This window comes from Microlunatus sagamiharensis, from assembly GCF_900105785.1.
Taxonomy (GTDB): domain Bacteria; phylum Actinomycetota; class Actinomycetes; order Propionibacteriales; family Propionibacteriaceae; genus Microlunatus; species Microlunatus sagamiharensis.
Genome location: NZ_LT629799.1, coordinates 2,329,728 through 2,354,503 on the forward strand (window position 1 = coordinate 2,329,728; position 24,776 = coordinate 2,354,503).

Below are 24,776 nucleotides of genomic sequence, written 5' to 3' on the forward strand. Positions count from 1 at the left end.
TCGTCGTGCCGGAGGGTCGCCGCGCGAGAGCACGGTGGTGGTCGGGTGGCATGCCCTCCGGCAAGCTCGGGTAGGGCTCAGCCGGCGGCGCGGTCGACCGCGGAGGCGACGGCGCGGAGCGAGGCGGTGACGATGTTCGCGTCGGTCGCCACCCCCCAGGCCACCACGGACCGCTCGCCCTGGCCGACCTCGCACTCGACGTACGCGGTCGCGAGGGCGTCGCCGCCCGACGACAGGGCGTGCTCGGCGTAGTCGAGGACCCGCACGTGGTAGCCGAGGCCCGAGAGCGCGTCGACGAAGGACGACACCGGGCCGTTGCCCTCGCCGTGCACCTCGCGCTCGGTGCCGCGGTCGCGGACCCGGGCCGTCACTGAGTGGTGCCCGCCCGTGCTGCGCGAGTCGAGGACCTCGACGAGCTCGAGCGGCGCGGTGCGGGTCAGGTACTCGGCGGAGAAGATCTCCCAGAGCCGCTCCGGGCCGATCTCGCCGCCCTCGCCGTCGGTGTGGGTCTGCACGATCCGGCTGAACTCGATCTGCAGCCGGCGCGGCAGCTCGAGCTGGTGCTCCGACTTCATGATGTAGGCGACGCCGCCCTTGCCGGACTGGCTGTTGACCCGGATCACGGCCTCGTAGCTGCGCCCGACGTCGTGCGGGTCGATCGGCAGGTACGGCGCCTCCCAGTCGAGCTCGGAGACGGGGACGCCCTTGGCCTCGGCCTGGCGGTCGAGGTCCTCCAGCCCCTTCTTGATGGCGTCCTGGTGGGAGCCGGAGAAGGCGGTGTAGACCAGGTCCCCGCGTACGGGTGGCGCGGGTGGACCGGAAGGCCGGTGCAGTACTCGACGGTGCGACGGATCTCGTCGATGCCGCCGTCGACCGCGAAGTCGATCTTGGGGTCGATGCCCTGGGAGAACAGGTTCATGCCCAGGGTGACCAGGTCGACGTTGCCGGTGCGCTCGCCGTGGCCGAAGAGGCAGCCCTCGACCCGGTCCGCGCCGGCCATCAGGCCCAGCTCCGTGGCCGCCGTCGCCGTGCCGCGGTCGTTGTGCGGGTGCAGCGAGATGGCGACGTGCTCACGGTGGTCGACGTTGCGACCGAACCACTCGATCTGGTCGGCGTACACGTTGGGCGTGGCGACCTCGACGGTGGCGGGCAGGTTCAGGACGATCTCGCGGCCGGGTCCCGGCTGCCAGACGTCCATCACCCGGTTGCAGACCTCGACGGAGAAGTCGAGCTCGGCGGAGGTGAAGATCTCGGGGCTGTACTCGTAGCCGAACTCGACGTCGCCCAGGTGCTGCTCGGCGTACTTCATCACGAGCTCGGTGCCGCGGGTGGCGATGTTGACGCACTCGTCGCGGTCCACCTTGAACACCACCCGGCGGAACAGCGGCGCGATGGCGTTGTACAGGTGGATCGTGCCCGCGCGGGCCCCGGTCAACGACTCCGCGGTGCGCTCGATCAGGTCCTCGCGGGCCTGGGTCAGCACGGAGATCGTCACGTCGTCGGGGATCAGCTCCCGCTCGATGAGCTGGCGGACGAAGTCGAAGTCGGTCTGGCTCGCCGAGGGGAAGCCGACCTCGATCTCCTTGTAGCCCATCCGCACCAGCAGCTCGAACATCTTGTGCTTGCGGGCGGGGGTCATCGGGTCGATGAGCGCCTGGTTGCCGTCACGCAGGTCCGTGGACAGCCAGCGCGGCGCGTGGGTGATGCGCGCGCCCGGCCAGGTGCGGTCGGGCAGGTCGATGGGCGGGAAGGCGCGGTAGCGCCCGTACGACATCGGGCTGGGCGTCTGCGTCGGCACGGCTTGTGGCCGGGTGCCGAAGGACGGGCTCGGAGTGGTGGGGGCCGTGCTCATCGGGGTCCTCGCTGCTGAAGGGAGTCGGCCGGGCAGGCAAGAACTCCGCAGCGAGGAGGCCGGCCTTTAGGAGGCCTCGCTGCGGCAGCGAAGGAGAATGAGGGCACGGAGCCCCAGCGCGCTTGCCACGTCCGTCACCATAGCCCACCTCCGCGGGCCCGCCAACGGGGCCCGCGGATCTGCTCGCCCGGCGTGGCTCAGGCCGGCGTCGCGGCCGTCTCCTCGGTCAGCAGGGCCTCGGCGTGGTGGCAGGCCGCGCGCGCGATCGGCACGAGTGGCAGCCCGACCGCGTCGGGCCGGCGCAGCAGGGGCACCTCGGCGGAGCAGCGCTCGTCGGCCAGCCAGCACCGGGGGTGGAAGGTGCAGCCCGTCGGCGGGTCGAGCGGCGAGGGCGGCTCGCCCTTGAGCAGCCGCCGTCGACCGAGCCGGCCGCGGTCGGCCACCTCCACCGACGGCGTCGCCGACAGCAGCGCCCGCGTGTAGGGGTGCGTCGGTGCGCTGAACACCGCGTCGGCGGGCCCGTGCTCGACGACCCGGCCGAGGTACATCACGGCGACCTCGTCGGCCACGTGCTCGACCACGGACAGGTCGTGGGCGATGAAGACCACCGCGACGCCGAGGGTGCGGCGCAGGTCGTCGATCAGGTTCACGACCTGCGCCTGCACCGACACGTCGAGCGCCGAGACCGGCTCGTCGCAGACGAGCACGTCGGGGTCGAGGGCGAGCGCCCGGGCCACGCCGATGCGCTGGCGCTGCCCGCCGGAGAACTGGTGGGCGTACCGGTTCATCGCCGCCGGGTCGAGCCCGACGAGCTCGAGCAGCTCCCCGGCCCGGCTGCGGCGCGAGCGGCGGTCGCCCCGGCGGTTGGCCGCCAGCGGCTCGGTGACGAGGTCGGCGACGCTCATCCGCGGGTCGAGCGAGCTGTACGGGTCCTGGAAGATCATCTGCACGCCGCGGCGCAGCAGCCGCCGGTCGCGCACACGGAGCCGGGTGACGTCCTCCCCGCGGTAGAGCAGCCGGCCCCCGTCGGGCGCGTCGAGGCCGACGAGCATCCGCGCGGTCGTCGACTTGCCGCAGCCGGACTCCCCCACGACGCCGAGCACCTCGCCGGGCCGCAGGCTCAGGCTGACGCCGTCGACGGCGCGCACCCGCTCGGGCCGCAGCACGGAGCCGGCCCGGAAGGTCTTGACCAGGCCCTCGGCCTCCAGGACGGGCTCGCCACCCGCCGCACGGACCTCAGCCGACGGTGACGACATCGCGGACCTCCTCGACCAGCTCGTCGGAACGGTGGCAGGCGGCGGCCTGCCCGGGCAGGACGGTGAGCAGGTCCGGCCGCGCCTCGCGGCAGTGCTCCACCGCCAGGCGGCAGCGGGGGTGGAACGAGCACCCCGGCGGCACCGCGGTCGGGCTCGGCGGGGAGCCGGGGATGGTGAGCAGCCGGTCGCGGCCCGCGCGGCTCGGCACCGAGCGCAGCAGCGCCTCGGTGTACGGGTGCCGCGGCGACGAGAGCACCTCGGTCGTCGGGCCCGTCTCGACGACCCGGCCGGCGTACATGACCGCGACGCGGTCGGAGGTCTCCATGACCACGCCGAGGTCGTGGGTGATCAGCAGGACCGCCATCCCGAGCCGGTGGCGCAGGTCATCGAGCAGCTCGAGCACCTGCGCCTGCACGGTCACGTCCAACGCGGTCGTCGGCTCGTCGGCGATCAGCAGCTCCGGCTCGAGCGCGATCGCCATGGCGATGAGGATGCGCTGTCGCATGCCGCCGGAGAACTGGTGCGGGTGGTCGCGCACGCGCCGGGCCGGTGCCGGGATGCCGACCAGGGCGAGCAGCTCGGTCGCCCGGGCCGTCGCCGCGCGCCGACCGACCCCGCGGTGCACCCGGAGGATCTCGGCGATCTGCTCGCCCACGGTCAGGACGGGGTTGAGCGCGGACAGCGCGTCCTGCATCACCAGGCCGACGCGCTCGCCGCGGATCCGCCGCAGACCGTCCGGCGACAGCCCGAGGACCGGGGTGCCCCCGACCTCCAGGACGTCGGCCGAGACCTCCGCCCCGGCACCGGCGAGGCCGAGGACGCTGCGGGCGGTCACCGACTTGCCCGAGCCCGACTCGCCGAGCAGCGCGACCAGCTCGCCCGGGGCCACGTCGAGGTCCACCGAGCGCACGGCCCGAACGAGGCCGTGGTCGGTCGCGAAGTCGACCGAGAGCCCTCGCACGGTCAGCGCGGGAGCCCCGGGCGTCGGGGACGGGATGGGTGGCATGCCCCCACCCTCTCACCCAAGACGCGACGAGATCAATCCCTTCACACGGTTGTTACGCCGGATCGAATCATTGGCGTTGACTTCTGCACCGGTTTCCGAGAGATTGAGGTGCAGAGTCGCCGACTGGGTGTCCTCGAGGAGCCTCCGGACCCCGACCTGGGACGGCACCCGGCCCCACGTCACCCCGTCAGCACCACCCCGTTGCACCACCCGCTCGCACCACCTTGTCCCGACCCACCCGCACCCACCCGAACCTGGAGCTGCCCCGTGCTCGAACCGGCCAAGCGCTACACCGGCTACACCGCCTACGACTACCTGGAGCCAGGGGTCGACTTCCGCGAGTTCACGTACGCCAAGCAGGTCGGCCGCGTGCCGGCGTACGAGGGCCTGGACCTGACCACGGAGCAGCAGGAGCGCACGCAGCGCCTGCTGACCAACGAGGTCGTCATCTCGCTGCACGACCACGTGCAGGTCTTCCCCGAGGACATGGGCCAGCTGCGCGACCACATCCGCCAGGGCCGCGAACCCACCGGCTACGAGGGCCTGTCGCGCTCCGGCATCACCGCGGTCTTCGACAACGGCATGGACGGCACCTGCTGCATCAGCAGCGACGCGGGCTGGAAGTACCAGGACGTGCTGTTCGACCTCGGTGTGCGGATGGCCGACCTCGCGCACCAGGACTTCGTGATCAAGGCCGAGACCGTCGCCGACATCGAGTACGCCGCCGAGACCGGGCGCATCGCGCACGTCTTCGCCCTCGAGGCCGCGACCATGATCGAGAACGAGGTCGAACGCCTCGACGTCCTGTACGGCTTCGGCGTGCGCCAGATGGGCATCGCCTACTCCGAGGCCAACACCCTCGGCAGCGGCCTCAAGGAGCGCGGCGACGGCGGCCTCACCTACTTCGGCGAGCGTGCGGTGCGCCGGATGAACCAGCTCGGCATCGCCATCGACGTCTCGCACTCCGGCGACCAGACCTGCCTCGACGTGGCCGCGGCCTCGACGAAGCCGATCTTCATCACCCACGCCGGCGCGCGCGGCCTGTGGCCGACGAACCGCATGAAGACCGACGCGACGATCAAGGCCGTCGCGGAGAAGGGCGGCGTGATCGGGATCGAGGCCGCGCCGCACACCACGCTCTCCCCCGACCACCCGCTGCACAGCCTCGAGTCGGTCATGGACCACTTCCGCTACTGCGTGGACCTCGTCGGCATCGAGCACGTGAGCTTCGGCCCCGACACCCTCTTCGGCGACCACGTCGGCCTGCACCACGCCTTCGCGTCGAACCTGTCCATCGGCCAGGCGCACGGCCACGTCGACTACACCGAGGTGCCCTACGTCGACGGGCTCGAGAACCCGGCCGAGGAGTTCACCAACATCATCGGCTGGCTCGTCGCCCACGACTACTCCGACGACGAGATCCGCATGGTCGTCGGCGGCAACACGATGCGGGTCCTGAAGGAGGTGTGGGTCTGATGCGTCCCCGTCCGACGGCCCGGTTCCGGGTCGCGGCCCTCGCGGCGGCGGGTGCCCTGCTCGCGGCCACCGCGGCCTGCGCCCCGCAGGCGCCGCCGGCGTCCCAGAGCTCGCAGAGCACCGGCGACGCGACGCTGACCATCGCGACGACGACCGACGTCGTCAACTACAACCCGCTGATCGGCAACAGCCGCAGCGACTACTGGGTCACCAACCTGATGTACCCGCACCTGCTGGGCATCGACGACACCGGCAAGAAGACGGCGTCGCTGGCCACGAAGTGGGGCTACGTCAGCCCGACCAAGGCCTTCTACGAGATCCGCGACGACATGACCTGGAGCGACGGCGAGAAGCTCACGGCCGAGGACGTCGCCTGGACGCTCAACGCGGTCAAGAAGGACAAGCCGTCCGGCACCTTCTACGGCCAGCTCGGCAACATGACCAAGGCCGAGGCGGTCTCGCCCACGCGCGTGGAGATGGACCTGTCGAAGCCGGACTCCTCGATCGTGGAGGAGATCGGCTTCTGGGGCAACGTCGTGCCCGAGCACGTCTTCAGCAAGGCCTCCTCGGTGGCGACCTTCGCCAACGACGGCAAGGACGGCGGCTGGGTCGGCGCCGGTCCCTACACGCTGACCAAGGTGCAGGTCGGCCAGAGCTACACCCTCGACCGCGTCGCCAGCTACCCGCTGGTCGAGGGCGGCAAGCCCAAGGCCGCGCAGGTCGTCTTCCGCGTCTTCCCCGACGTGAACACCGAGATCCTGGCGCTGCAGAGCGGTGAGGTCGACGTGATCGCCAACGCCCTGCCGCCGGCGCAGGTCGACACCCTGTCGAAGACGGCGGGGATCACGGTCGCCGAGTCCAAGGGCCTCGGCTACGCGCACATGACGTACAACATGAAGCAGGCCGACCTGGCCAAGACCAAGGTCCGCCAGGCCCTCGCCGCGGCGGTCGACTACGGCACCATCCGCTCGGTCGTGCTGCGCGACCAGGCCGTCTCGACGGGCTCCAGCCCGCTGATGCCGGTGCTGGCCGACTACTACGACCCGTCGATCACCGAGTACGCCTTCGACCCGGCGGCGGCGCGCACGCTCATGGAGGAGGCGGGCTACACCGCGGACTCCTCGGGCATGTTCCCGCCGACCTTCCGGATGATCTACTCGCTGCAGGACAGCGTCACCTCGCAGTGGGCGACCCTGGTGAAGGACTCCAGCGCCAAGGCCGGCATCAAGGTCGAGCTGCAGGGCCTGGAGCGCAACACCTACCTCGCCAAGACCGACAAGGGTGACTTCGACATCTACGCCGGCAACTTCGCGATCATGGACGACCCGGCGACGAACATGACGCTGACCTACCTGCCCGACGGGATCATCAACTACTCCTACGTCGACGACCCGGCGCTCAACGAGCTGATCACGCAGGCGACCGTGACGCAGGACAAGGCGCAGAAGGTCGACCTCATGCGGCAGGCCGCCAAGATCGTCCGCGACAACGTGTACGACAACGTGATGTACACGCAGAACCTGTCGTTCGCCTACTCCGACAAGTGGACCGGCTTCGTCTCGCAGCCCAGCGAGCTGTTGTCGATCGTCAACCCGGAGTCCCTGGCGAGCGCCACCAAGGTCGGGTAGGAGGAGCTGTGCCGGTCGTCTGGTTGGTGGGTCGCAAGCTGGTCCGCGCGCTGCTCACCCTGCTCTTCGCGGTGACGGTCACGTTCCTGCTGCTCCGCCTGCTGCCGGGCGACCCGGCGCTCGCCCTGGCCAGCCCGAACATGACCGAGGAGACCCGCGCGGCCATCCTCGCCTCGTACGGGCTGGACCGCCCGCTGCTCACGCAGTACGTGCTCTACCTCGGCCAGCTCGTGCAGGGCAACCTCGGGGTGTCGTTCACGCAGTCGATCCCCGTGGTCGACGTGCTGGCGGCACGCCTGCCCTGGACGCTGCTGCTGACGGGCGCGGCCCTGGTGCTGACGGTGCTCCTCGGGGTGCCGCTCGGCGTCTGGGCCGCGTCCCGCCGGGGCGGCCTGCTGGACCGGGCGGTGCAGGTGCTCGGCGTCACCGGGCAGTCGGTGTTCGTGCCGAGCGTGGCGGTGCTGCTGCTCTTCGTCCTCGGGGTCCGGCTCGGCTGGCTCCCGATCGGCGGGGCGTACGACACCGGCGTCTACGGCAACGCGTGGTACCTCAGCGTGGCCCGGCACCTCGTGCTGCCGGCGCTCTCGCTGACCCTGGTGCAGCTCGGCGCGTACGTGCTCACCATCCGCTCGACGCTGATCGACGCGCTCGGGCAGGACTACACGACCCTCGCCCGCGCCAACGGCCTCTCGCCGCGACGCGTGCTGTGGAAGCACGCGCTGCGCAACGCCCTGCTGCCGGCCACGACGCTGGTCGGCCTGCAGCTCGGCTTCCTCGTCGGCGGCGCCGTGCTCACCGAGACCGTCTTCGCCTACCCCGGCATCGGGCGCGGCATCTACGAGGCGGTCACCCAGCTCGACTACGCGGTGCTCCAGGGCGCCTTCCTGCTGCTGGCCGCGACGGTGGTGGTGGCCAACATGGTCACCGACCTCGTCTACGGCCTGCTCGACCCGAGGGTGGCCACGCGATGACCGAGTCGATCACCAGCGCCGTCGCGCCGCTCGCCGCGCCGGCCCCGCCCGAACGGGCCAGCCGGCCGTCGTCGGCCACCTGGCTGCACTTCCGTCGCGAGCCGCTCGGGCTCGGCTCGCTGGTCGTCCTGGTCGGTCTCGTGCTGGTCGCCGTGCTGGCGCCGTTGATCACCGACGCGCCGGCCAGCTACGGGCCGGACGTCCTGGCGGCGCCGGGCGGGGCGCACTGGTTCGGCACCGACAGCCTCGGGCGCGACGTCTTCGCCGAGGTCGTCTGGGGCTCGCGCCAGAGCCTGCTCGTCGCCGTCGCGGCCTCGGCCATCGCCATCGCCGTGGGCACCGCTGTGGCGGTCGTCGGGGCGTACTTCCGCCGGCTGGACACCCTCGTCACCGTGGTCGTCGACCTCGTCCTGGCCCTCCCGGTGCTGCCGCTGATGATCCTGGTCGCCGCGCTGGTCGGCCCGAGCACGACGACGATCATCGCCGTCGTCGCGGCCTTCTCCTGGCCGGAGGTCACCCGCATCGTCCGCTCGCAGGCGCTCACCGTCGTCGGTCTCCCCTACGTGGACGCCGCCCGGCTGATGACGACCTCGCCGTGGTGGATCATCAGCCGCCACGTGCTGCCGGCCGTCACCCCGGTCGTCGTCGTCTCGGTCGTCGTCACGGCCTCCCGGGCCGTGCTCTCGGCCGCCGGACTCGCCTTCCTCGGCCTCGGTGACCCGAACACCTGGTCGTGGGGCCGGATCCTCTACGAGGCCCAGCAGTCCGGCGCCATGTCGAGCGCCTGGTGGCTCACGCTCTTCCCCTCGCTCGCGATCTTCCTGCTCGTGCTGTCGGCAACGCTCGTCTCGACCGCCTACAACGACGCGCGCAACCCGCAGGCCCGGCGGGCACGCCGCCGGCCCCGACCCCAGAAGGACCGGTGAGGCCACGATGACCGTGCTCGACCGAGACACCTCCTCCCCCACCCCGTCCGGCGCCCCCTCCGGCGCGCCGTCCGGCCCAGGGGCCTTCGAGCCCCGGCTCCCCGCCGCCGTCCTGCTCGAGCTCCAGGAGCGGGTCCGGGCGCGCCTCGCCGCCGACGGGCTCGACGCCGTGGTCAGCGACGACCCCGAGGACGTCGCCTACCTCACCGGCTTCTTCCACCACCCGTGCGAGCGCCCGGTCGCGGTCTGGCTCGACACCGACGGCGCCACCCTGCTGCTGCCCGAGCTCGAGCGCGAGCACGCCGAGGCGCAGCACGCGCAGGCCCGGCTGGCGGTCTACGGCGAGTTCCCCGGCGAGCGCTCGCCCTGGCTGGCCCTCGCCGACGCGGTCGGTCCCGCGGTGTCGGGCCTGACGGTCGGGCTCGGCCCGGCGATCAGCCAGCGCCGCTGGACGGGACTGCGTACGGCGGTCCGCGTCGCCGACTGGGTGCCGACCGAGCTGCTCGGCGAGGTCCGCGCGGTCAAGCACCCCGCCGAGCTCGCGCTGCACCGCGAGGCGGCGCGCATCACCGACGTGATGCTGGACGCCGGTCTGGAGCTGGTCCGCGAGGGCCTGGCGAACGGTTCGCTGCCCAGCGAGGCCGAGCTCGCGAGCCACGTCGGCAAGGTCGGCACCGCGACGATGTACGGCGAGCACGCCGACGTGGTCGTCGTGTCGCCGCTGGCCGGCGGGCTCGTCTACGCCGGCGCGAACAGCGCCCACCCGCACGGGCTGCCGTCGGCGTACCGGCTCCGGCCGGGCGACACGTTCATGCTGTCGCTGGGCTGCGCGGTCGGCGGACGCTTCGTCGAGGGCGAGCGGACCTACGTCCTCGGGCGGCCGACCGACGACCAGCGCCGCTACCACGACACCGTGCGCCGGGCCCAGGCGCTCGGCGCCCAGGTGCTGCGCCCCGGCGTGACCTGCGAGGAGGCCAACCGGCGCTGCCTCGCGGTGATCGAGGACGCCGGGCTCGGGCAGTTCCTACGGCACCGGCAGGGCCACGGCATCGGGCTCGGCATGCACGAGCCGCCCTGGCTCGCGCCCGGCGACGACACCCCGCTCGCCGCCGGCATGGTCGTCTCCAACGAGCCCGGCCTCTACGTGCCCGGCCACGCCGGCTACCGGATCAGCGACTCGATGCTCGTCACCGAGACCGGCGCCGAGCCGCTGACCAGCCACCCGCGCGACCTCGACAGCTGCGTGGTCGAGCTCTGAGCTCGACCACCCCTTCCCCGCACCCCGAGAAGTGAGGACACCCATGACCCAGCACGCCGCCACGCCCGCCGCCGTCGACACCACCGCCGAGTTCACCGCCGCCGGCGACGGCGCCCAGATGGTCGAGATCAACGGCAACCGGCTGGCGGTCGAGGTAGTCGGGCCCGAGGGGGCTCCGGTCGTCCTGACCCACCACGGCGCGCCCGGCCTCGGCTCGCGCGCCGAGCCGCGCGCCTCCTTCGGCCGCCTCGCAGACCGCTACCGCGTCGTCGTCTTCGACGCCCGCGGCTCGGGCAGCAGCGAGGGGAAGCAGCCGTACACGCACGAGCAGTGGGCCGCCGACCTCGACGGCCTGCGCGCGTGGGCCGGCGCGGAGAAGGTGTGCATCGCCGGCGGCTCGTACGGCGGGTTCATGGCGATGGAGTACGCGATCCGCTACCCCGAGCGCGTGGCGGCGATGGTGCTGCGCGACACCGCGCCCGACAACGGCCACTCCGCGCTGGCGCGCGAGAACGCGCTGGCCTCGGACCGCGTCGAGGTCGACATGGAGATGTTCGACCGGATCGACGAGGGGCGCGTGCGCGACGACGACGACCTGCGCGCCTGCTGGCGCGAGATCCTCCCCCTCTACGACTTCCACTACGACCCCGACGCGGTCGAGCGCAAGGTCGCCGCGACGCCGTACCGCTACGAGGCCCACAACTTCGCCTTCGCCCACAACCTCCCGGGCTGGGACATCAGCGAGCAGCTCCGCGGCGTCCGGGTGCCCACGCTGGTGACGGTCGGGCGCACGGACTGGATCACGCCGGTCAAGTGCAGTGAGAAGATCACCTCGCTCATGCCCGACGCCCGCCTGGTCGTCTTCGAGCACTCGGGTCACTCACCCCAGATCGAGGAGGCGGACGCGTGGACGGCGACGGTGCGGGCGTTCCTCGACGAGGTGTACCCGGCGTAGTGCCGGCCGCGCGTCCCCTCGACGGGCTCACCGACCTCGACCGGCGGATCATCGTCGCGCTCCAGCGCGACGGCCGGGCGAGCTGGACCTCGATCGCCGAGCTCGTGGGCTCGTCCGCCCCGACGGTGGTGCGCCGCGGCCAGCAGCTGCTGGCCAGCGGCGTCGTCAGCGTCACGGTCCAGCCGGCGATCGGCAGCCTCGGGCCCACCGACCTCTTCCTCACCCGGATCAACTGCCGGCCCGGGCGGCAGCGGGAGGTCGCCGAACGCCTGGCCGCCTGGTCCGACGTGCGCTTCCTGTCCGTCGTGTCCGGGCGCTACGACATCGTCGCCGAGATCGCGGTCCGCGGCGGCGCGGCGCACTACTCGGCCCTGATCTCCCCGCTGCAGCAGACCGAGGGCGTGGAGCGCTGGCGCAGCGACCTGCTCCTGCACGTCTACAAGGTCGGCCACGACTGGTCGCGGCAGCTCTTCGCCTCCGAGCTGGCCCCGAGACCCGTCGACGGGACCGACCCCGACGTGCCGGCCTGGACGCCTGACGCGGACGGCGAACCGCCGGCCTGCGCACCGACCCACTTCGACGACGTCGACCGCCAGATCATCGACGTGCTCGCCGGCGACGGGCGCGCGACGTTCCAGAAGGTCGGCGCCGACGTGGGGCTCAACGAGAGCAGCGTGCGCCGGCGCTTCGAGCGGCTGCGCTCGCAGGGCTGCGTCGACGTGCTGACCCTCGTCCCCGCCGCCGCGCTGGGGATGGGCGCGGAGACGCTGATCACCGTGCGCGTACGCCCGGGGCGGCTCGCGCAGGTCGCGGCCGCGCTCGCCGCCCACAGCGCGGTGCGCTACGTGGCGGCGCTGCTCGACGACTCCTCGCTGCTGTGCGAGGTCATCGCCGGCTCCAACGAGAGCCTGTGGCACTTCGTGAACGACACCCTCGCCACGCTCGACGGGGTGCAGGGCTGGGACGCGTCGATGGAGCTGCTGCAGCTCAAGCGCGGCTTCACCGAGACGCCGTGGTGGCGCGACCAGGTCGTCGAGGAGACGCCGGCCCCGGTGCGCGACAGCCGGACGGCCTCCTGACCGGGGCGAGTCCACCAGGGGGTAATTCCCGCCTCACGGGCGCAGCCGCTCGATAGGTTGCGCGGGTGAGGCTCCGCGCACCGTCCGACCGGGTCGACCCGTGGCGCTGAGCCGCAGCCGGCTGTCCGACCGACCCGTCGCCCGCAGCGCGCGGCTGCTCGCCGGGCTCGTGCTCTTCGGGCTCTCGCTGGCCTTCCTGGTCCGCGCCCGGCTCGGGCTCGACCCCTGGACCGTCTTCGGCGACGGCCTGTCGACGCGGCTGCACCTCAGCCTGGGCACCGTCACCGTCCTGACGTCGCTGGTCGTGCTGCTGCTCTGGATCCCGCTGCGGCAGCGCCCCGGGCTCGGCACGGTGGCGAACGCCTTCGTCGTCGGCCCGGTGCTCGACCTCGGGGTCGCCCTGCTGCCGGACGCCGGCCCGGTCGCCGTCCAGGTGCTGTTCCTGGTCCTGGCCCTGGCCTGCGTCTCGGTGGGCACCGGGCTCTACGTCGGCGTCGGCTGGGGACCCGGCCCGCGCGACGGGCTGATGACCGGCCTGAACCGCCTCGGCCTGCCGATCTACCTCGCCCGGATGCTCATCGAGGGCTCGGTGCTGCTCGTGGGCTGGCTGCTCGGCGGCACGGTCGGCGTCGCGACGGTGGTCTACGCCCTCGCCGTCGGGCCGCTCGTGGGCCGCGCACTCCCCCGCCTCACCCTGCCGCCGTCGCGCTGAGCCGACAGCGGGTGAGTTCCTGCACCGTGACGGTGCACGAACTCACCCGCAGACGGCAGGAGGCGTCAGAATCCCAGGCGGTTGAGGTGCTTGGGGTTGCGCTGCCACTCCTTGAGGACCTTGACGCGCAGATCGAGGTAGACGGGGGTGCCGAGGAGGGCCTCGATCTGGCGGCGCGACTTCTCGCCGAGGGCGCGCAGGCGCTCCCCGCGGTGCCCGATGATGATGCCCTTCTGCGAGTCGCGCTCGACGATCAGCGAGGCGAAGACGTCGAGCAGCGGCCGGTCCTCCGGGCGCCCCTCGCGCAGGCCCATCTCCTCGACCGCGACGGTGATCGAGTGCGGGAGCTCGTCGCGCACGTCCTCGAGGACGGACTCGCGGATCAGCTCGGCGACCAGGGTCTCCTCGGGCTCGTCGGTGATCACGCCCTCGGGGTAGAGCGGCGGGCCCTCGGGCAGCCGGTCGACGAGGGTTCCGGCGAGGACGTCGAGCTGGTCGTCGGTCACCGACGAGACCGGGACGATGTCGGTCCAGGTGATGCCCAGCTTCTCCTCGAGCGCCTGGATGGCCATCAGGTGCTCGGCCATCCGGGTCGGGCCGACGAGGTCGGACTTGGTCGCGACGGCGACGAGCGGCGGCGTCCGCGGGAGCTTGGCCAGCTCGCCCACGAGGTAGGTGTCGCCGGGCCCGATCCGTTGGTCGGCCGGCAGGCAGACGCCGACCACGTCGACCTCGGTCCACGTGCCGCGGACGAGGTCGTTCAGCCGCTCGCCCAGCAGCGTCCGCGGCCGGTGCAGCCCGGGGGTGTCGATCAGCACGAGCTGGGCGTCGGGGCGGTTGACGATGCCCCGGATCGCGTGGCGCGTGGTCTGCGGCTTGGCCGACGCGATGGCGACCTTGCTGCCGACGAGCGCGTTGGTCAGCGTCGACTTGCCCGCGTTGGGGCGGCCGACGAAGCAGGCGAAGCCGGAGCGGTGCCCCGCAGGGATCTCGCGGGGCTCGGCGGTCACGTGAGCACCCGGCCGCGGACGACGCCGCGGGGGTCGACGGCCCAGAGGGCCACGCCCTCGCCGGCGAGGTCGCGGACCACGTCGAGGTCGGTGTCCAGGGCGTACGGGTCGGGCTCGTCCGCCGTCGACAGGGCCACGGCCTCGATCCCCTCCGCGCCGGAGGAGACGGCCATCGCGACCGCCACCGCCACGGCGGACAGGGACAGGTGCGCGAGCGCGACGCTCGTGGCGGCGTACGTGCGGCCGTCGGTGTCGCGGACGCAGGCGCCCTGCGCGGCCGACGTGCGGGCCAGCGCGCTGCGGGCGAGGATGATGATCTTGATGTCCTCCGGGTCGGAGGGCGCCTCGGCCCCTGGGGTGGTGCTGTCGGCGCTCACGCCATCGACTCCTCGCGCGTCTCGGTCTCGACCTCGGCGGCCGGGTCGGCCTCGGGGTCCTTCTGCCGGGTGACCAGCACCGTACCGATGCGGTTGCGGCGCCCGGTCGAGCGCTCGGCCACCAGCTCGAGGCCGGCGTGCTCGACCACCGAGCCGGGGATCGGCACCTTGTTCAGCTGCTTGGCCATCAGGCCGCCGACGGTCTCGACGTCCTCGTCGTCGAGCTCGAGCCCGTAGAGCTCGCCGAGCTCGTCGAGCGGGAGCCGCGAGGAGATCCGGTAGCTGTCCTCGCCGAGCGGCGTGACGTCGGTGGGCTCCTCGTCGTACTCGTCGGTGATCTCCCCGACGATCTCCTCGAGGATGTCCTCGATGGTCGCCATCCCCGCGGTGCCGCCGAACTCGTCGACGACGACCACGAGGTGCACCCGCTTGAGCTGCATCTCCTTCAGCAGCTCGTCGACGGGCTTGGAGTCCGGGCACCAGGAAACGGGCCGCATCATCGACCCGACGCGCTCCTTGGACTGGGCGTCCGGGGCGTCGTAGGTCCGCTTGATGACGTCCTTGAGGTAGAGGATCCCGACGACGTCGTCGAGCCCGTCGCGGATGACCGGGATGCGGCTGAAGCCGGAGCGCAGGCACAGCGAGACCGCCTGGCGCAGGGTCTTGTGCTCCTCGACGAAGACCATGTCGGTGCGCGGCACCATGACCTCGCGCACGATCGTGTTGCCGAGGTCGAAGACGGAGTGGATCATCCGGCGCTCGCCGGAGTCGATGACCGCGCTCGTCTCGGCCAGGTCGACCAGCTCGCGCAGCTCGGCCTCGGTCGAGAAGGGCCCGTCGACGAAGCCCTTGCCCGGCGTGAGCGCGTTGCCGATCATGATCAGCAGCCGCGGCAGCGGGCCGAGCACGGTCGTGAGCAGCCGCAGCGGCCCGGCCGCGGCCAGCGACACCGAGTCCGCGTGCTGGCGGCCGAGCGTGCGGGGCGCGACACCCCAGAAGACGAACGAGATGACGATCATCGACCCGGCCGCGATGAGACCGGCCTCCCAGGTGACGCTGATGTTGGTGAACACCACGATCGCCACCAGCACGGTCGCCGAGATCTCGAGGACCGTCCGGACGAACAGCGCGGTGTTCAGGTAGGCGGGCGGGTCGTCGGCGAGCTTGCGCAGCCGGGCCGCCCCGGGGCGGCCCTCCTCGCAGAGCCGGTCGGCGCGGGCCTTGGAGATCGAGCTGAGCGCAGCCTCCGACGCCGCCAGGAGGGCGGCGAGGACGACCAGCACCAGGGCGACCGCGAGCTGGCCCCAGTCGTGGCTGGTCATCGCGCCGCGACCGTCCGCTCGGGCCGGTCCGGCCGTTCGCGGTCCCAGGCGGCGAGGACCTCGTCCTTCAGGCCGAACATCTCGGCCTTCTCCGCCTCGTCGGCGTGGTCGTAGCCGAGCAGGTGCAGCAGCCCGTGCACCAGCAGGTACTCGGCCTCCTGCTGCGCGGTCCGGCCGTGCTCGCGCGCCTGGGCGTCGGTGACGGCCGGGCAGAGCACGATGTCGCCGAGCATCCCCAGCGGGGTCTCGTCCTCGTCGTCGTCGGGCGGGCGGAGCTCGTCCATCGGAAAGCTGAGGACGTCCGTCGGCCCCGGCTCGCCCATGTACTTCTCGTGGTAGGCGCTCATGGTCGCCTCGTCGACGAGCAGGATCGACAGCTCGGCCTGGGGGTGGATGCGCAGCTGGTCCAGCGCGAAGGTCGCGAGCCGGACCAGGCCCGTACTGTCGGCCTCCAGACCGGACTCGTTGTTGATGTCGACTGTCACTGATCTACCTGCAGCTCTCGTCGCGCTAGTGGCGCGTGGCGGTGGGCGGCGGCTGGGCCGCGTCGTGGCGCTCGTACGCCGCGACGATGCGACCCACCAGCTTGTGCCGCACGACGTCGTGCGCGGTCAGGTGGCAGAAGGCCAGGTCCTCGACCTCGCCGAGCACGCGCTCGGCCTGGCGCAGGCCGCTGGTCGAGCCGTTCGGCAGGTCGACCTGCGTCACGTCGCCCGTGACGACCATCCGCGAGCCGAAGCCGAGGCGGGTCAGGAACATCTTCATCTGCTCGATCGAGGTGTTCTGCGCCTCGTCGAGGATGATGAAGGCGTCGTTGAGCGTGCGGCCGCGCATGTAGGCCAGCGGCGCGACCTCGATCGTCCCGGCGGTCAGCAGGCGCGGGATGGTGTCGGGGTCGAGCATGTCGTGCAGCGCGTCGTAGAGCGGGCGCACGTACGGGTCGATCTTGTCGTTCAGCGTGCCGGGCAGGAAGCCCAGGTGCTCGCCGGCCTCGACGGCCGGCCGGGTCAGGATGATCCGGTTGACCTCCTTGGCCTGCAGCGCCTGCACGGCCTTGGCCACCGCGAGGTAGGTCTTGCCGGTGCCGGCGGGGCCGATGCCGAAGACGACCGTGTGCTTGTCGATCGCGTCGACGTAGCGCTTCTGGTTCAGCGTCTTGGGCCGGATCGTCTTGCCGCGCGTCGACAGGATGTTGTGCGTCAGCACGTCGGCGGGGCGGGCGTCCTCGCGCTCGGCGAGCATCGACACGATCCGCTCGACGCCGTCGCCGGTGAGGCCCTGGCCGGTGCGGAGCACCGTGACCAGCTCGGTGATGACGTCGACGGCGAGGTCGACGGCGACCGGCGGGCCGGACAGGGTGATCTCGTTGCCGCGCACGTGCACGCCGGCGCTGAGGTCGCGCTCGAGGATCCGGAGGAACTCGTCTCGGGGGCCGAGCAGGTTGACCATCTCGATCGAGACCGGGACGGTGACGCGGCGGAGCTCCTCCAGGCCGCTGTCGGCGACGGGTTCGACGTCGAGCGGCCGCGGCGTGCGGTCGCCACGGATCTTGGGGGTGCTCGTCCGGGCTGCGCGCTCGGGCCTGCTCATCTCTGACCTGCTCAGGAGGGTCCTCACCTGGGTGCTGCGTGCCGTCGTGGCACTTGACCTGCTCATTCTAGTGAGTCCGGCCAGCGCGGCACAGGGAGAAAGCCGGTCAGCCGCCGCGGACGCGCGACCCCAGCACGGCTGAAGCACGACTCGGATCAACTTTTCGCCCTCTGAGCACCGCTGCGGTGCTCAGAGGGCGAGAAGTTCGCCGTGGGTCTGGCTAGCGGTCGGCGAACCTGTCCGCCGCCGCCACCAGGGCCGCCGTGATCTCGGGCTCGGTCCAGGCGTGGCCGGCGTGCGGGGCCACGACGAGCTCGGCCTGCGGCCAGGCGCGGTGCAGGTCAAAGGCTGTGACCGCCGGCGTGCAGAGGTCGTAGCGCCCCTGGACGATCACGCCCGGGATGTCGGCGAGCCGACCGGCGTCCGCGATCAGCTGGCCCTCGCCCTCGGCCGTGGTCGAGAACCACCCGTCGTGGACGAAGTAGTCGTTCTCGATCCGCGCGAAGGCCAGCGCGTACGCCGGGTCGGCGAACTGCGCCACCAGCTCGGGGTCGGGCACGAGCGTGATCGCGGCCGCCTCGTACGACGCCCAGGCCACCGCGGCCGGCCCGTGCACCGCGGGGTCGGGGTCGAAGAGCAGCTCGTGGTACGCCGCGATGGGGTCGCCCACCACCGTCCCGCCCGGCGAGAGCGACACCAGGCCGCGCTCCAGGAGCGGGGCGAGGTAGCCGGCGTACAGGTCGGGCACCAGCTGGCCCGCACCGCCGCCGTAGAAGAAGTCGAGCTCGCTGCGGCGCAGCGTGAAGATGCCGCGCAGCACCAGCTCGGTCACCCGCTCGGGGTGCGTCTCGGCGTACGCCAGCGCCAGCGCGCTGCCCCACGAGCCGCCGAACACCTGCCAGCGCTCGATCCCCCGGGCCTCGCGCAGCCGCTCGATGTCGTCGACGAGGTGCCAGGTGGTGTTGAGCGCGGGGTCGTACGCCTCGGTGCTGGCGTGCGGTTCGCTGCGACCGCAGCCGCGCTGGTCGAACAGCACCACGCGGTAGCGCTCGGGGTCGAAGAGCCGCCGCACGCCGGGCGAGACGCCCCCGCCGGGCCCGCCGTGCAGGAACACGACGGGCTTGCCCTGGGGGTTGCCGCACTCCTCCCACCACACCCGCTGGCCGTCGCCGACGTCGAGGTGGCCCGACGCGTACGGCTCGACCGGCGGGTGGAGCGGGCCCTGCCCCTGCGTCTGCAGAGCGCTCACTCAGCGCTCACTCGGGGACGACGTGGACGGCGGCCTCCTCGGCGCTGGCCGCGCCGCCGTCGATGCCGACGTCCTCGCCGATCAGGTCGGAGTCGGTGTCGAGGCCGATGCCCTCGTTGGGGTCGACCAGACGCCCGGCGCGGAGGTCACCGACCTCGCCGTCGTCGAGGTTCTCCTCGTCGGCGCGCACGGTGAGGTTGTCCTCCTCGTCGACGTCGTCCTCGGCGTAGGGATCGGGCTCGGGGATCTCCTCCGACAGCCGCTCGTCGAGCGTGTCGTGCTCGCCCTCGCGCAGCAGGACGGACGGCTTCTCCGGCGGCGAGTAGCCCTCGTCCAGGGCGTCGGCGACGCCGCGGTCCTCGAGGGTCTCCTCGGGCTGGATGAGGTCCTGGTCCATCTGGTCGGTGCCGTCAGGCGTCTGCTCGTACGGCTGGACGTCGGCCGGGTCGCTCATCGGCTCCGGGTTGGTGCTGGTCATGCGCCCCAGCCTGCCATGAGCCCCGCTCCCCGCTCCGCGCACGGACGGCCCGAGGCTCGAGCCGGCGAGCCTGGTTGGCTGGGGTGATGCGCATCTTCTTCACCGGCGGCAGCGGCAAGGCCGGGCACCACGTGGCTCCCTTCCTCGCCGCCCAGGGGCACCAGGTCACCAACGCCGACCTCACCCCCCTCGGCCACCCCGACGTCACCGACCTGCGCGTCGACCTCACCGACGCCGGCGACACGTACTCCGCGCTGACGGCGGTGCCGACGCAGGCCGACCTCGAGGACGCCGACCTCGACCTGACCCACGGCTCGGCCTACGACGCCGTGGTGCACTACGCCGCCGTCCCGCGGCCGATGCTGGTCAGCGACCAGAAGACGTACGCGACCAACGTCCTGGCGACCTACAACGTCCTCGAGGCCGCCACCCGAGCCGGCATCCGCAAGATCGTCTTCGCCTCCTCTGAGACGACGTACGGCATCTGCTTCGCCCAGGGCGAGCGCAAGCCGCTCTACGTCCCGGTCGACGAGGAGCACCCCGTCGTGCCCGAGGACAGCTACGCGATGAGCAAGGTCGCCGGCGAGGTGACGGCCCGCTCGTTCCACGCCCGCACCGGCGCCGACATCTACGGCCTGCGGATCAACAACGTCGTCGAGCCGCACGAGTACGAGCAGATGTTCCCGCCCTTCCTCGAGGACCCGTCGCTGCGGCGGCGCAACATCTTCGCCTACATCGACACCCGCGACCTCGGGCAGCTGACCCTGCGCGCGCTCGAGACCGACGGCCTGGGGTTCGAGGTCTTCAACGTGGCCAACGCCGACCTGTCGGTCGCCGCGACCGCGCAGGAGGTCATCGAGCGCTTCTACGCCGGCGTCGAGGTGCGCAAGGAGATGGGCCGCGACGAGACGTTCTACTCCATCGACAAGGCCCGTCGTCTGCTCGGCTACGAGCCCGAGCACTCCTGGCGCGACGTCCTCGCCGCCCCCCGCGCCTGAGGTCCGCGGGCCCGACCGGCGACCCCTCCAGCCTCAGCTGGACCACGCCTCCCGGGTCGTCGTGACCGGGGACCCGGTCCGGGCCGACTCGAGGATCGCCAGCGAGACCTGGTGGTCCTCGCAGGCCTCCTCGAGCGGGTAGGGCGCGGGCCCCTCGCCGCGCGCCCACGCCCCCGTGGCGGCGAGCAGCATCGCGACCGCGAGGTCGTCCTCCGACATGCGCGATCCGCGGAAGGGGTTGCGCCAGAGCACGCGGCCGTCGAGGCTCACGTGCTGCAGGTCGACGCCCTCGAGGTCAAGGTCGATGCCCGCCTGGCGGCGGACGAGCGAGGACGTCACGGGGGTGAACGCGTCGACGAGGCGGGTCACCTTCTCGTCGACGATCTCGCCGCGGGTGCCGCGCACGACGATCCGCCGGGCACGCAGCGGGTTCCACCACTGGTTGTCGGTGAAGTCGTAGAGCCCCGTGCGCTGCCCGCCGAAGTCGAGCGTGGCCAGCACGGTCTCGAGGTCCTCCGGCTCGTCGGAGCCCGACCAGCCGGCGGGGCTGAGCGGGTTGGCCAGCGGGCTGGTGAACGACTGCGCACGCACCTCGACCGGACCGCGGCCGACGCCGAGGAAGCCCCGGATCATCGAGACCGCGTGGTAGAGGTGCGTGGAGCTCACCTGGACCGACGTGACGTCGCCGATCACGCCCTCGCGCACCGCGGCCATCCGCGCCGCGTGCTGCGGCATCAGCAGGTACTGCTCGGCCACCTGCACCAAACCGGTGCCGCCCACCGCGTCCCACAGCGCGCGGAGCCCCTCGAGGTCGGCGGCAGGCGGGGTCTCGGCGAGCACCCGGACGCCGGCCTCGGCGAGCCGGCGCGTGGTCGGACCCATCTCGCCCCACGGCACGCAGGGCACGACGAAGTCCGGCCCGGCGGCGAGCAGCTCCTCCTCCGAGCCGGCCGTCGGCACGCCCCAGGCGCGCGCGACCTCGGCGGCCCGGTCGGGGCGCCGGCTCAGCACCCCGGTGACCGTGAAGGCGTCGGGCGCCTGCCGGGCGAGCCGCGCGAAGAACTCCGAGCGCCACCCGGTGCCGATCAGGGCGAAGCGGACCGGCGTACGCGGCTCGCTCGTGGTGCTGGCTGACGGTCCGGTCATCGCGCTCCTCGTGTCCCTGGCCCACGCCGCGATCGGGCCGAGCCTGTCCGGACAGGATCGACCCTGGCTCTTCACTTCATCGACCGGGTCTGATAAACCTTCTTACAGTGAGTTAGAAGGATAGCCGGCGAGCGGTCCTGCTCGTGCCCGGCGCCCCCACCTGCACGCCCTGTCTCGACGAGGAGATCCCGCCATGAGCGACCCGACCACGCCTGCGCAGCCCGACAGCACCGCCGGCACCGACCCCGGGGCGGGCAGCCCCTTCCAGCGCCGGACCTTCCTGCGCGCGGCCCTCGGCGGGGCGGCGGCGATCGGCGCCGGGTCCTTCCTCGCCGCGTGCGGCAGCGACGCCTCCTCGGGCAGCAGCGGCGGCCAGAACGCCGGCGGCAACCCGGCGACCGTCCGGCTCTGGAGCTGGTACGGCGAGCAGGAGAACGAGTTCCCCAAGCTGATCGACAAGTTCCAGCAGGCCAACCCGAACATCAAGGTGGAGAACCGCCTCTTCGGCAACCCCGACCAGTACCTGCCGGCCCTGCAGGCCGCCGTCTCCGGCGGCGACGTGCCGGAGATCTTCGCCCCGCACACCCGGGCCCTGACCTACGGCACCGGCGGCATCTCCGCCGACATCACCTCCGACATGTCCGACGTGCTGGGCGACGTCTTCGAGTCGGCCAACCAGGAGTACTCGCTCGACGGCAAGCAGTACGCGATCGGCTGGATGGCGCAGACCTTCGGCATGTTCTACAACCCCGACCTGATGGCCAAGGCCAAGGTCGACCCGGAGTCGCTGGAGACCTGGGACGACCTCATCGCCGCCGCGCCCAAGTTCAAGGACGCCGACACCTACGGCGTCTCGATCAGCTGCAACCCGGGCACCAGCGCCATGGACTTCTTCCTGCCGCTCATCACGCAGGTCAAGGACGACCCGACCTTCTTCCTCAAGCTCGACCAGGGCCAGGACGGCCTCACGTGGGAGGACCCCGCGGTCGTGGCGGCCCTCGAGCTGCAGAAGCGCATCGTCGACGCGGGCGTCTTCCAGCCGGGCGCCACCGGCACGTCGGGCGACCAGTGCGCGCAGATCTTCTACACCGAGAAGTCCGCGATGCTGTTCAACGGCTCCTGGAGCCCGCAGGGCTTCATCAAGAACGCCAGCAAGGACTTCGTCAGCAAGTACAAGGTCATGAAGAACCCGGCGATCAGGGCGGGCGCCAAGCACTGGACCGCCAACCAGGCCGGGGCGGGCTTCGCGGTGTCGGAGACGAGCAAGAACAAGGACGCGGCGATCACCTTCCTCAAGTTCCTCTACGACGAGGCCAACTACTCCCCCACCATGAACAACTCGAACTCGATGCCGGCGACCAAGAGCGCCGCCGCCCGCATCGAGAACCCGGTGATGAAGCAGATGACCTCCTGGCTCATCGAGGGCGAGGGGTGCCCGCACATCCCCTTCGGCAACGGCACGACGGCGGCCGCCGACCCGATGGTGCAGACCTTCGAGGGCAAGGGGACCCCGGCCGACGTGGCCAAGCAGATGCAGGCCGCGGTCGTCAACGCCCGGGGCTGACCGCATGACCACCACGGCGACCCCACCGCCCGTGGTCGCTCCGGGACCCGTGCCGCCGCCCTCCGGGTCGCGGTTCGGGTCCCGGCTCAAGCGGTCGCAGCGCCTCGCGGGCTACCTCTTCGTCCTCCCCACGCTGGCGCTGTTCCTCGCCTTCGTGGGCTGGCCGATCGTCCAGACGATCTACCTCAGCCTGTCGCGCTGGTCGGGCTTCGGCGACAAGACCTTCATCGGCGCCGACAACTACACGCGCATGCTCGGCGACCCGGTCGCGCACCGGGCCCTGTTCGTCACGGTCGTCTTCACCGCGGCCACGACGATCCTGCAGACGGTGATCGGCATGGTCGTCGCCGTGCTGGTGAACATGGTCTGGCGCAGCGTCGGCATCGTCGTGCGCACGATCCTCTTCGTCCCCGGCATCGTGTCCTTCGTCGTGACCGGCGTGCTGTGGAAGCTGATCTACGACCCCAACGTCGGCACGCTCAACCGCATCCTGGGCTCCGTCGGGCTGGAGGGGCTGCAGCACACCTGGCTCGCCGACCGCGGGACCGTCCTGCCTGCGCTGATCGCGGTGGCCGTCTGGGGCGGCGTCGGCATGAACATGCTGATCTTCTTCGCCGGCATCCAGGGCATCGGCCCCGGGCTCTACGAGGCCGCGGAGGTCGACGGCGCCGGACCGTTCCAGCGTTTCTGGAACATCACGGTCCCCCAGCTGCGGGTCGTCACCGGGATCGTGGTGAGCCTCGGCCTGCTCAACGGCTTCAAGGTCTTCGACCTGATGTACGTGATGACCGGCGGCGGGCCGAACCACGCCAGCGAGGTCTTCGGCACCTACCTCTACAACCTCGCGTTCGGCTCGACGTCGGGCGCGCTCCCCCAGTTCGGCTACGCGTCGGCCTTCAGCGTCCTCGTGATGGTGCTGTGCATCGTCGCGGTCGTCGTGCAGATGACCATCACCCGGAGGTCGGAACGATGAGCGCCACCCTGCGCCCGGCCCGCGCGACGTCCCGCGCGGCCGCCCGGACCACGCCCACCAGCACGTCGCGGCGGACGGGGACGCGTCGCCGGCTGCCCTTCGGCAAGACGTTCGCGACCTTCCTGCTGCTGCCGCTGTGCGTGCTGATGGTCTTCCCGTTCGTCTGGCTGCTGCTCACCTCGCTGCGGCCGCAGAACACGGTCTTCTCGGGCCCGTTCTTCCCCGAGTCGTTCACCGGGACCGCGTACGCCACGGCGTGGACCTCGATCGAGTTCCCGCTGCACTTCTTCAACAGCCTCTGGATCACCGCGGCCACCGTGGTCGGGGTGACGGTCTTCGCGACGCTGTCCGGCTACGCCTTCGCCAAGCTCGACTTCCCGTTCAAGAACACCCTCTACCTGCTGCTGCTGACCACGCTGATGATGCCGGGCACGGCGTTGATCATCCCGCTCTACCTCGAGCTCAAGAGCCTCGGCCTGCTGAACACCCAGGCCGGCCTGCTGGTCCTCTACATCAGCGGCTCGGCGCCGTTCTCGATGTTCCTGATGCGGGCCTTCTTCGCGACGCTGCCCGACGAGCTGATCGAGGCGGCCCGGGTGGACGGCTCCAGCGAGCTGTCGATCTTCGCCCGCGTCGTGCTGCCGCTGGCGCGCCCGGGCGTGGCGACGGTGGTGATCTTCCAGTTCCTGCAGACCTGGAACGAGTTCCTGATGGCCAACACGGTCCTGCAGGACACCGACAAGCTGCCGCTGCAGCCCGTCCTCTTCACCCTCACCGGGCAGTACTCCACCGACTGGCCGACCCTCACCGCCGGCCTGGTGCTGTCGATCATCCCGGTGGTCCTGGTCTACGTCCGCATGCAGAACCAGTTCGTCGCGGGCATGACCCTGGGCGCCGTGAAGTAGGCCCGCACCCCCCCCCGCGCACCCCCCAGCCATCCCCCTCGCGTA

At 71.8% G+C, this 24,776-nt stretch carries 22 protein-coding genes and 1 pseudogene; 12 read left to right on the forward strand and 11 right to left on the reverse strand.

The window, feature by feature from the left end; translation table 11 throughout:
• Positions 1-77: 77 nt before the first annotated feature.
• The 3 genes and pseudogenes from leuA to BLU42_RS10580 form a co-directional block, all read right to left on the reverse strand.
• Positions 78-1,774 (reverse strand): annotated as a pseudogene (gene leuA, locus BLU42_RS10570) (2-isopropylmalate synthase).
• Positions 1,775-2,049: 275 nt separating this feature from the next.
• The gene (locus BLU42_RS10575) at positions 2,050-3,108 is read right to left on the reverse strand and encodes an ABC transporter ATP-binding protein (protein ID WP_091074396.1); all 1,059 of its coding nucleotides are present in this window, start codon (positions 3,106-3,108) and stop codon (positions 2,050-2,052) included.
• A complete protein-coding gene (locus tag BLU42_RS10580) occupies positions 3,089-4,114 on the reverse strand; it encodes an ABC transporter ATP-binding protein (RefSeq protein ID WP_091074397.1) in 1,026 nt (341 codons plus the stop codon). Before BLU42_RS10580 ends, BLU42_RS10575 begins: the two co-directional genes overlap by 20 nt.
• A 267-nt stretch (positions 4,115-4,381) precedes the next feature.
• Here BLU42_RS10580 and BLU42_RS10585 point away from each other — a divergent pair, with 267 nt between their 5' ends.
• The 8 genes from BLU42_RS10585 to yczE all read left to right on the forward strand — a co-directional run bounded on the left by BLU42_RS10585 (position 4,382) and on the right by yczE (position 13,119).
• Positions 4,382-5,590: a dipeptidase gene (locus tag BLU42_RS10585; protein WP_091074398.1), complete on the forward strand. Its 1,209-nt coding sequence runs from the start codon at positions 4,382-4,384 to the stop codon at positions 5,588-5,590.
• Positions 5,590-7,218 (forward strand): ABC transporter substrate-binding protein, encoded by a 1,629-nt coding sequence (locus BLU42_RS10590; RefSeq protein ID WP_091080143.1) that lies wholly within the window; start codon positions 5,590-5,592, stop codon positions 7,216-7,218. The genes BLU42_RS10585 and BLU42_RS10590 overlap by 1 nt, the downstream gene beginning before the upstream one ends.
• A gap of 8 nt (positions 7,219-7,226) precedes the next feature.
• A complete protein-coding gene (locus BLU42_RS10595; protein WP_091074399.1) occupies positions 7,227-8,189 on the forward strand; it encodes an ABC transporter permease in 963 nt (320 codons plus the stop codon).
• Positions 8,186-9,115, forward strand: coding sequence for an ABC transporter permease (locus BLU42_RS10600; RefSeq protein ID WP_091074400.1), 930 nt, complete (start codon positions 8,186-8,188; stop codon positions 9,113-9,115). Before BLU42_RS10595 ends, BLU42_RS10600 begins: the two co-directional genes overlap by 4 nt.
• Before the next feature lie 7 nt (positions 9,116-9,122).
• Complete coding sequence (locus BLU42_RS10605) at positions 9,123-10,373, forward strand: M24 family metallopeptidase (protein ID WP_091074401.1); 1,251 nt, start codon at positions 9,123-9,125, stop codon at positions 10,371-10,373.
• A gap of 43 nt (positions 10,374-10,416) precedes the next feature.
• The gene (locus BLU42_RS10610; protein WP_091074402.1) at positions 10,417-11,328 is read left to right on the forward strand and encodes an alpha/beta fold hydrolase; all 912 of its coding nucleotides are present in this window, start codon (positions 10,417-10,419) and stop codon (positions 11,326-11,328) included.
• Entirely contained in the window at positions 11,328-12,407 is a 1,080-nt protein-coding gene (locus tag BLU42_RS10615; RefSeq protein ID WP_091074403.1) for an Lrp/AsnC family transcriptional regulator, read from the forward strand. The genes BLU42_RS10610 and BLU42_RS10615 overlap by 1 nt, the downstream gene beginning before the upstream one ends.
• A 100-nt stretch (positions 12,408-12,507) precedes the next feature.
• Entirely contained in the window at positions 12,508-13,119 is a 612-nt protein-coding gene (gene yczE / locus BLU42_RS10620; protein WP_197680406.1) for a membrane protein YczE, read from the forward strand.
• 65 nt (positions 13,120-13,184) lie between these two features.
• Here the strand turns inward: yczE and era are convergent, their stop codons facing one another.
• The 7 genes from era to BLU42_RS10655 all read right to left on the reverse strand — a co-directional run bounded on the left by era (position 13,185) and on the right by BLU42_RS10655 (position 19,145).
• Positions 13,185-14,174 (reverse strand): GTPase Era, encoded by a 990-nt coding sequence (gene era, locus BLU42_RS10625; protein WP_197680797.1) that lies wholly within the window; start codon positions 14,172-14,174, stop codon positions 13,185-13,187.
• The gene (locus BLU42_RS10630; protein WP_091074405.1) at positions 14,126-14,506 is read right to left on the reverse strand and encodes a cytidine deaminase; all 381 of its coding nucleotides are present in this window, start codon (positions 14,504-14,506) and stop codon (positions 14,126-14,128) included. The genes era and BLU42_RS10630 overlap by 49 nt, the downstream gene beginning before the upstream one ends.
• Positions 14,503-15,828 (reverse strand): hemolysin family protein, encoded by a 1,326-nt coding sequence (locus tag BLU42_RS10635; RefSeq protein ID WP_091074406.1) that lies wholly within the window; start codon positions 15,826-15,828, stop codon positions 14,503-14,505. The genes BLU42_RS10630 and BLU42_RS10635 overlap by 4 nt, the downstream gene beginning before the upstream one ends.
• Complete coding sequence (gene ybeY, locus BLU42_RS10640) at positions 15,825-16,313, reverse strand: rRNA maturation RNase YbeY (protein ID WP_091074407.1); 489 nt, start codon at positions 16,311-16,313, stop codon at positions 15,825-15,827. Before ybeY ends, BLU42_RS10635 begins: the two co-directional genes overlap by 4 nt.
• 25 nt (positions 16,314-16,338) lie before the next feature.
• A complete protein-coding gene (locus tag BLU42_RS10645; protein WP_231918587.1) occupies positions 16,339-17,277 on the reverse strand; it encodes a PhoH family protein in 939 nt (312 codons plus the stop codon).
• 361 nt (positions 17,278-17,638) lie between these two features.
• Positions 17,639-18,667, reverse strand: a complete 1,029-nt coding sequence (gene pip / locus BLU42_RS10650; RefSeq protein WP_197680407.1) for a prolyl aminopeptidase — start codon at positions 18,665-18,667, stop codon at positions 17,639-17,641.
• A gap of 7 nt (positions 18,668-18,674) precedes the next feature.
• Positions 18,675-19,145, reverse strand: a complete 471-nt coding sequence (locus BLU42_RS10655) for a DUF5709 domain-containing protein (protein WP_231918095.1) — start codon at positions 19,143-19,145, stop codon at positions 18,675-18,677.
• Positions 19,146-19,231: 86 nt separating this feature from the next.
• Here BLU42_RS10655 and BLU42_RS10660 point away from each other — a divergent pair, with 86 nt between their 5' ends.
• On the forward strand, positions 19,232-20,143 hold the full coding sequence (locus tag BLU42_RS10660; RefSeq protein WP_091080153.1) for an NAD-dependent epimerase/dehydratase family protein: 912 nt from the start codon (positions 19,232-19,234) through the stop codon (positions 20,141-20,143).
• Positions 20,144-20,176: 33 nt separating this feature from the next.
• Here BLU42_RS10660 and BLU42_RS10665 read toward each other — a convergent pair whose 3' ends face one another.
• Positions 20,177-21,289: a Gfo/Idh/MocA family protein gene (locus tag BLU42_RS10665; protein WP_091074409.1), complete on the reverse strand. Its 1,113-nt coding sequence runs from the start codon at positions 21,287-21,289 to the stop codon at positions 20,177-20,179.
• 193 nt (positions 21,290-21,482) lie between these two features.
• Here BLU42_RS10665 and BLU42_RS10670 point away from each other — a divergent pair, with 193 nt between their 5' ends.
• From BLU42_RS10670 to BLU42_RS10680, 3 genes are read left to right on the forward strand one after another with little or no spacing between them, the layout of a single operon-like run.
• Positions 21,483-22,853 (forward strand): ABC transporter substrate-binding protein, encoded by a 1,371-nt coding sequence (locus BLU42_RS10670; RefSeq protein ID WP_091074410.1) that lies wholly within the window; start codon positions 21,483-21,485, stop codon positions 22,851-22,853.
• Between the two features lie 4 nt (positions 22,854-22,857).
• Positions 22,858-23,826 carry a carbohydrate ABC transporter permease gene (locus BLU42_RS10675; RefSeq protein ID WP_091074411.1) on the forward strand — a complete coding sequence of 323 codons (969 nt, stop codon included), beginning with the start codon at positions 22,858-22,860 and terminating at the stop codon, positions 23,824-23,826.
• Positions 23,823-24,731 (forward strand): carbohydrate ABC transporter permease, encoded by a 909-nt coding sequence (locus BLU42_RS10680; RefSeq protein ID WP_091074412.1) that lies wholly within the window; start codon positions 23,823-23,825, stop codon positions 24,729-24,731. The genes BLU42_RS10675 and BLU42_RS10680 overlap by 4 nt, the downstream gene beginning before the upstream one ends.
• Positions 24,732-24,776 lie beyond the last annotated feature (45 nt).

Coding starts and splice junctions, on each gene's coding strand:
- BLU42_RS10575 (WP_091074396.1), bottom strand. CDS start 3,108: ATGTCGTCACCGTCGGCTGAGGTCCGTGCGGCGGGTGGCGAGCCCGTC.
- BLU42_RS10580 (WP_091074397.1), bottom strand. CDS start 4,114: ATGCCACCCATCCCGTCCCCGACGCCCGGGGCTCCCGCGCTGACCGTG.
- BLU42_RS10590 (WP_091080143.1), top strand. CDS start 5,590: ATGCGTCCCCGTCCGACGGCCCGGTTCCGGGTCGCGGCCCTCGCGGCG.
- BLU42_RS10600 (WP_091074400.1), top strand. CDS start 8,186: ATGACCGAGTCGATCACCAGCGCCGTCGCGCCGCTCGCCGCGCCGGCC.
- BLU42_RS10605 (WP_091074401.1), top strand. CDS start 9,123: ATGACCGTGCTCGACCGAGACACCTCCTCCCCCACCCCGTCCGGCGCC.
- BLU42_RS10610 (WP_091074402.1), top strand. CDS start 10,417: ATGACCCAGCACGCCGCCACGCCCGCCGCCGTCGACACCACCGCCGAG.
- BLU42_RS10635 (WP_091074406.1), bottom strand. CDS start 15,828: ATGACCAGCCACGACTGGGGCCAGCTCGCGGTCGCCCTGGTGCTGGTC.
- BLU42_RS10645 (WP_231918587.1), bottom strand. CDS start 17,277: ATGGTCAACCTGCTCGGCCCCCGAGACGAGTTCCTCCGGATCCTCGAG.
- BLU42_RS10655 (WP_231918095.1), bottom strand. CDS start 19,145: ATGACCAGCACCAACCCGGAGCCGATGAGCGACCCGGCCGACGTCCAG.
- BLU42_RS10660 (WP_091080153.1), top strand. CDS start 19,232: ATGCGCATCTTCTTCACCGGCGGCAGCGGCAAGGCCGGGCACCACGTG.
- BLU42_RS10665 (WP_091074409.1), bottom strand. CDS start 21,289: ATGACCGGACCGTCAGCCAGCACCACGAGCGAGCCGCGTACGCCGGTC.
- BLU42_RS10670 (WP_091074410.1), top strand. CDS start 21,483: ATGAGCGACCCGACCACGCCTGCGCAGCCCGACAGCACCGCCGGCACC.
- BLU42_RS10675 (WP_091074411.1), top strand. CDS start 22,858: ATGACCACCACGGCGACCCCACCGCCCGTGGTCGCTCCGGGACCCGTG.
- BLU42_RS10680 (WP_091074412.1), top strand. CDS start 23,823: ATGAGCGCCACCCTGCGCCCGGCCCGCGCGACGTCCCGCGCGGCCGCC.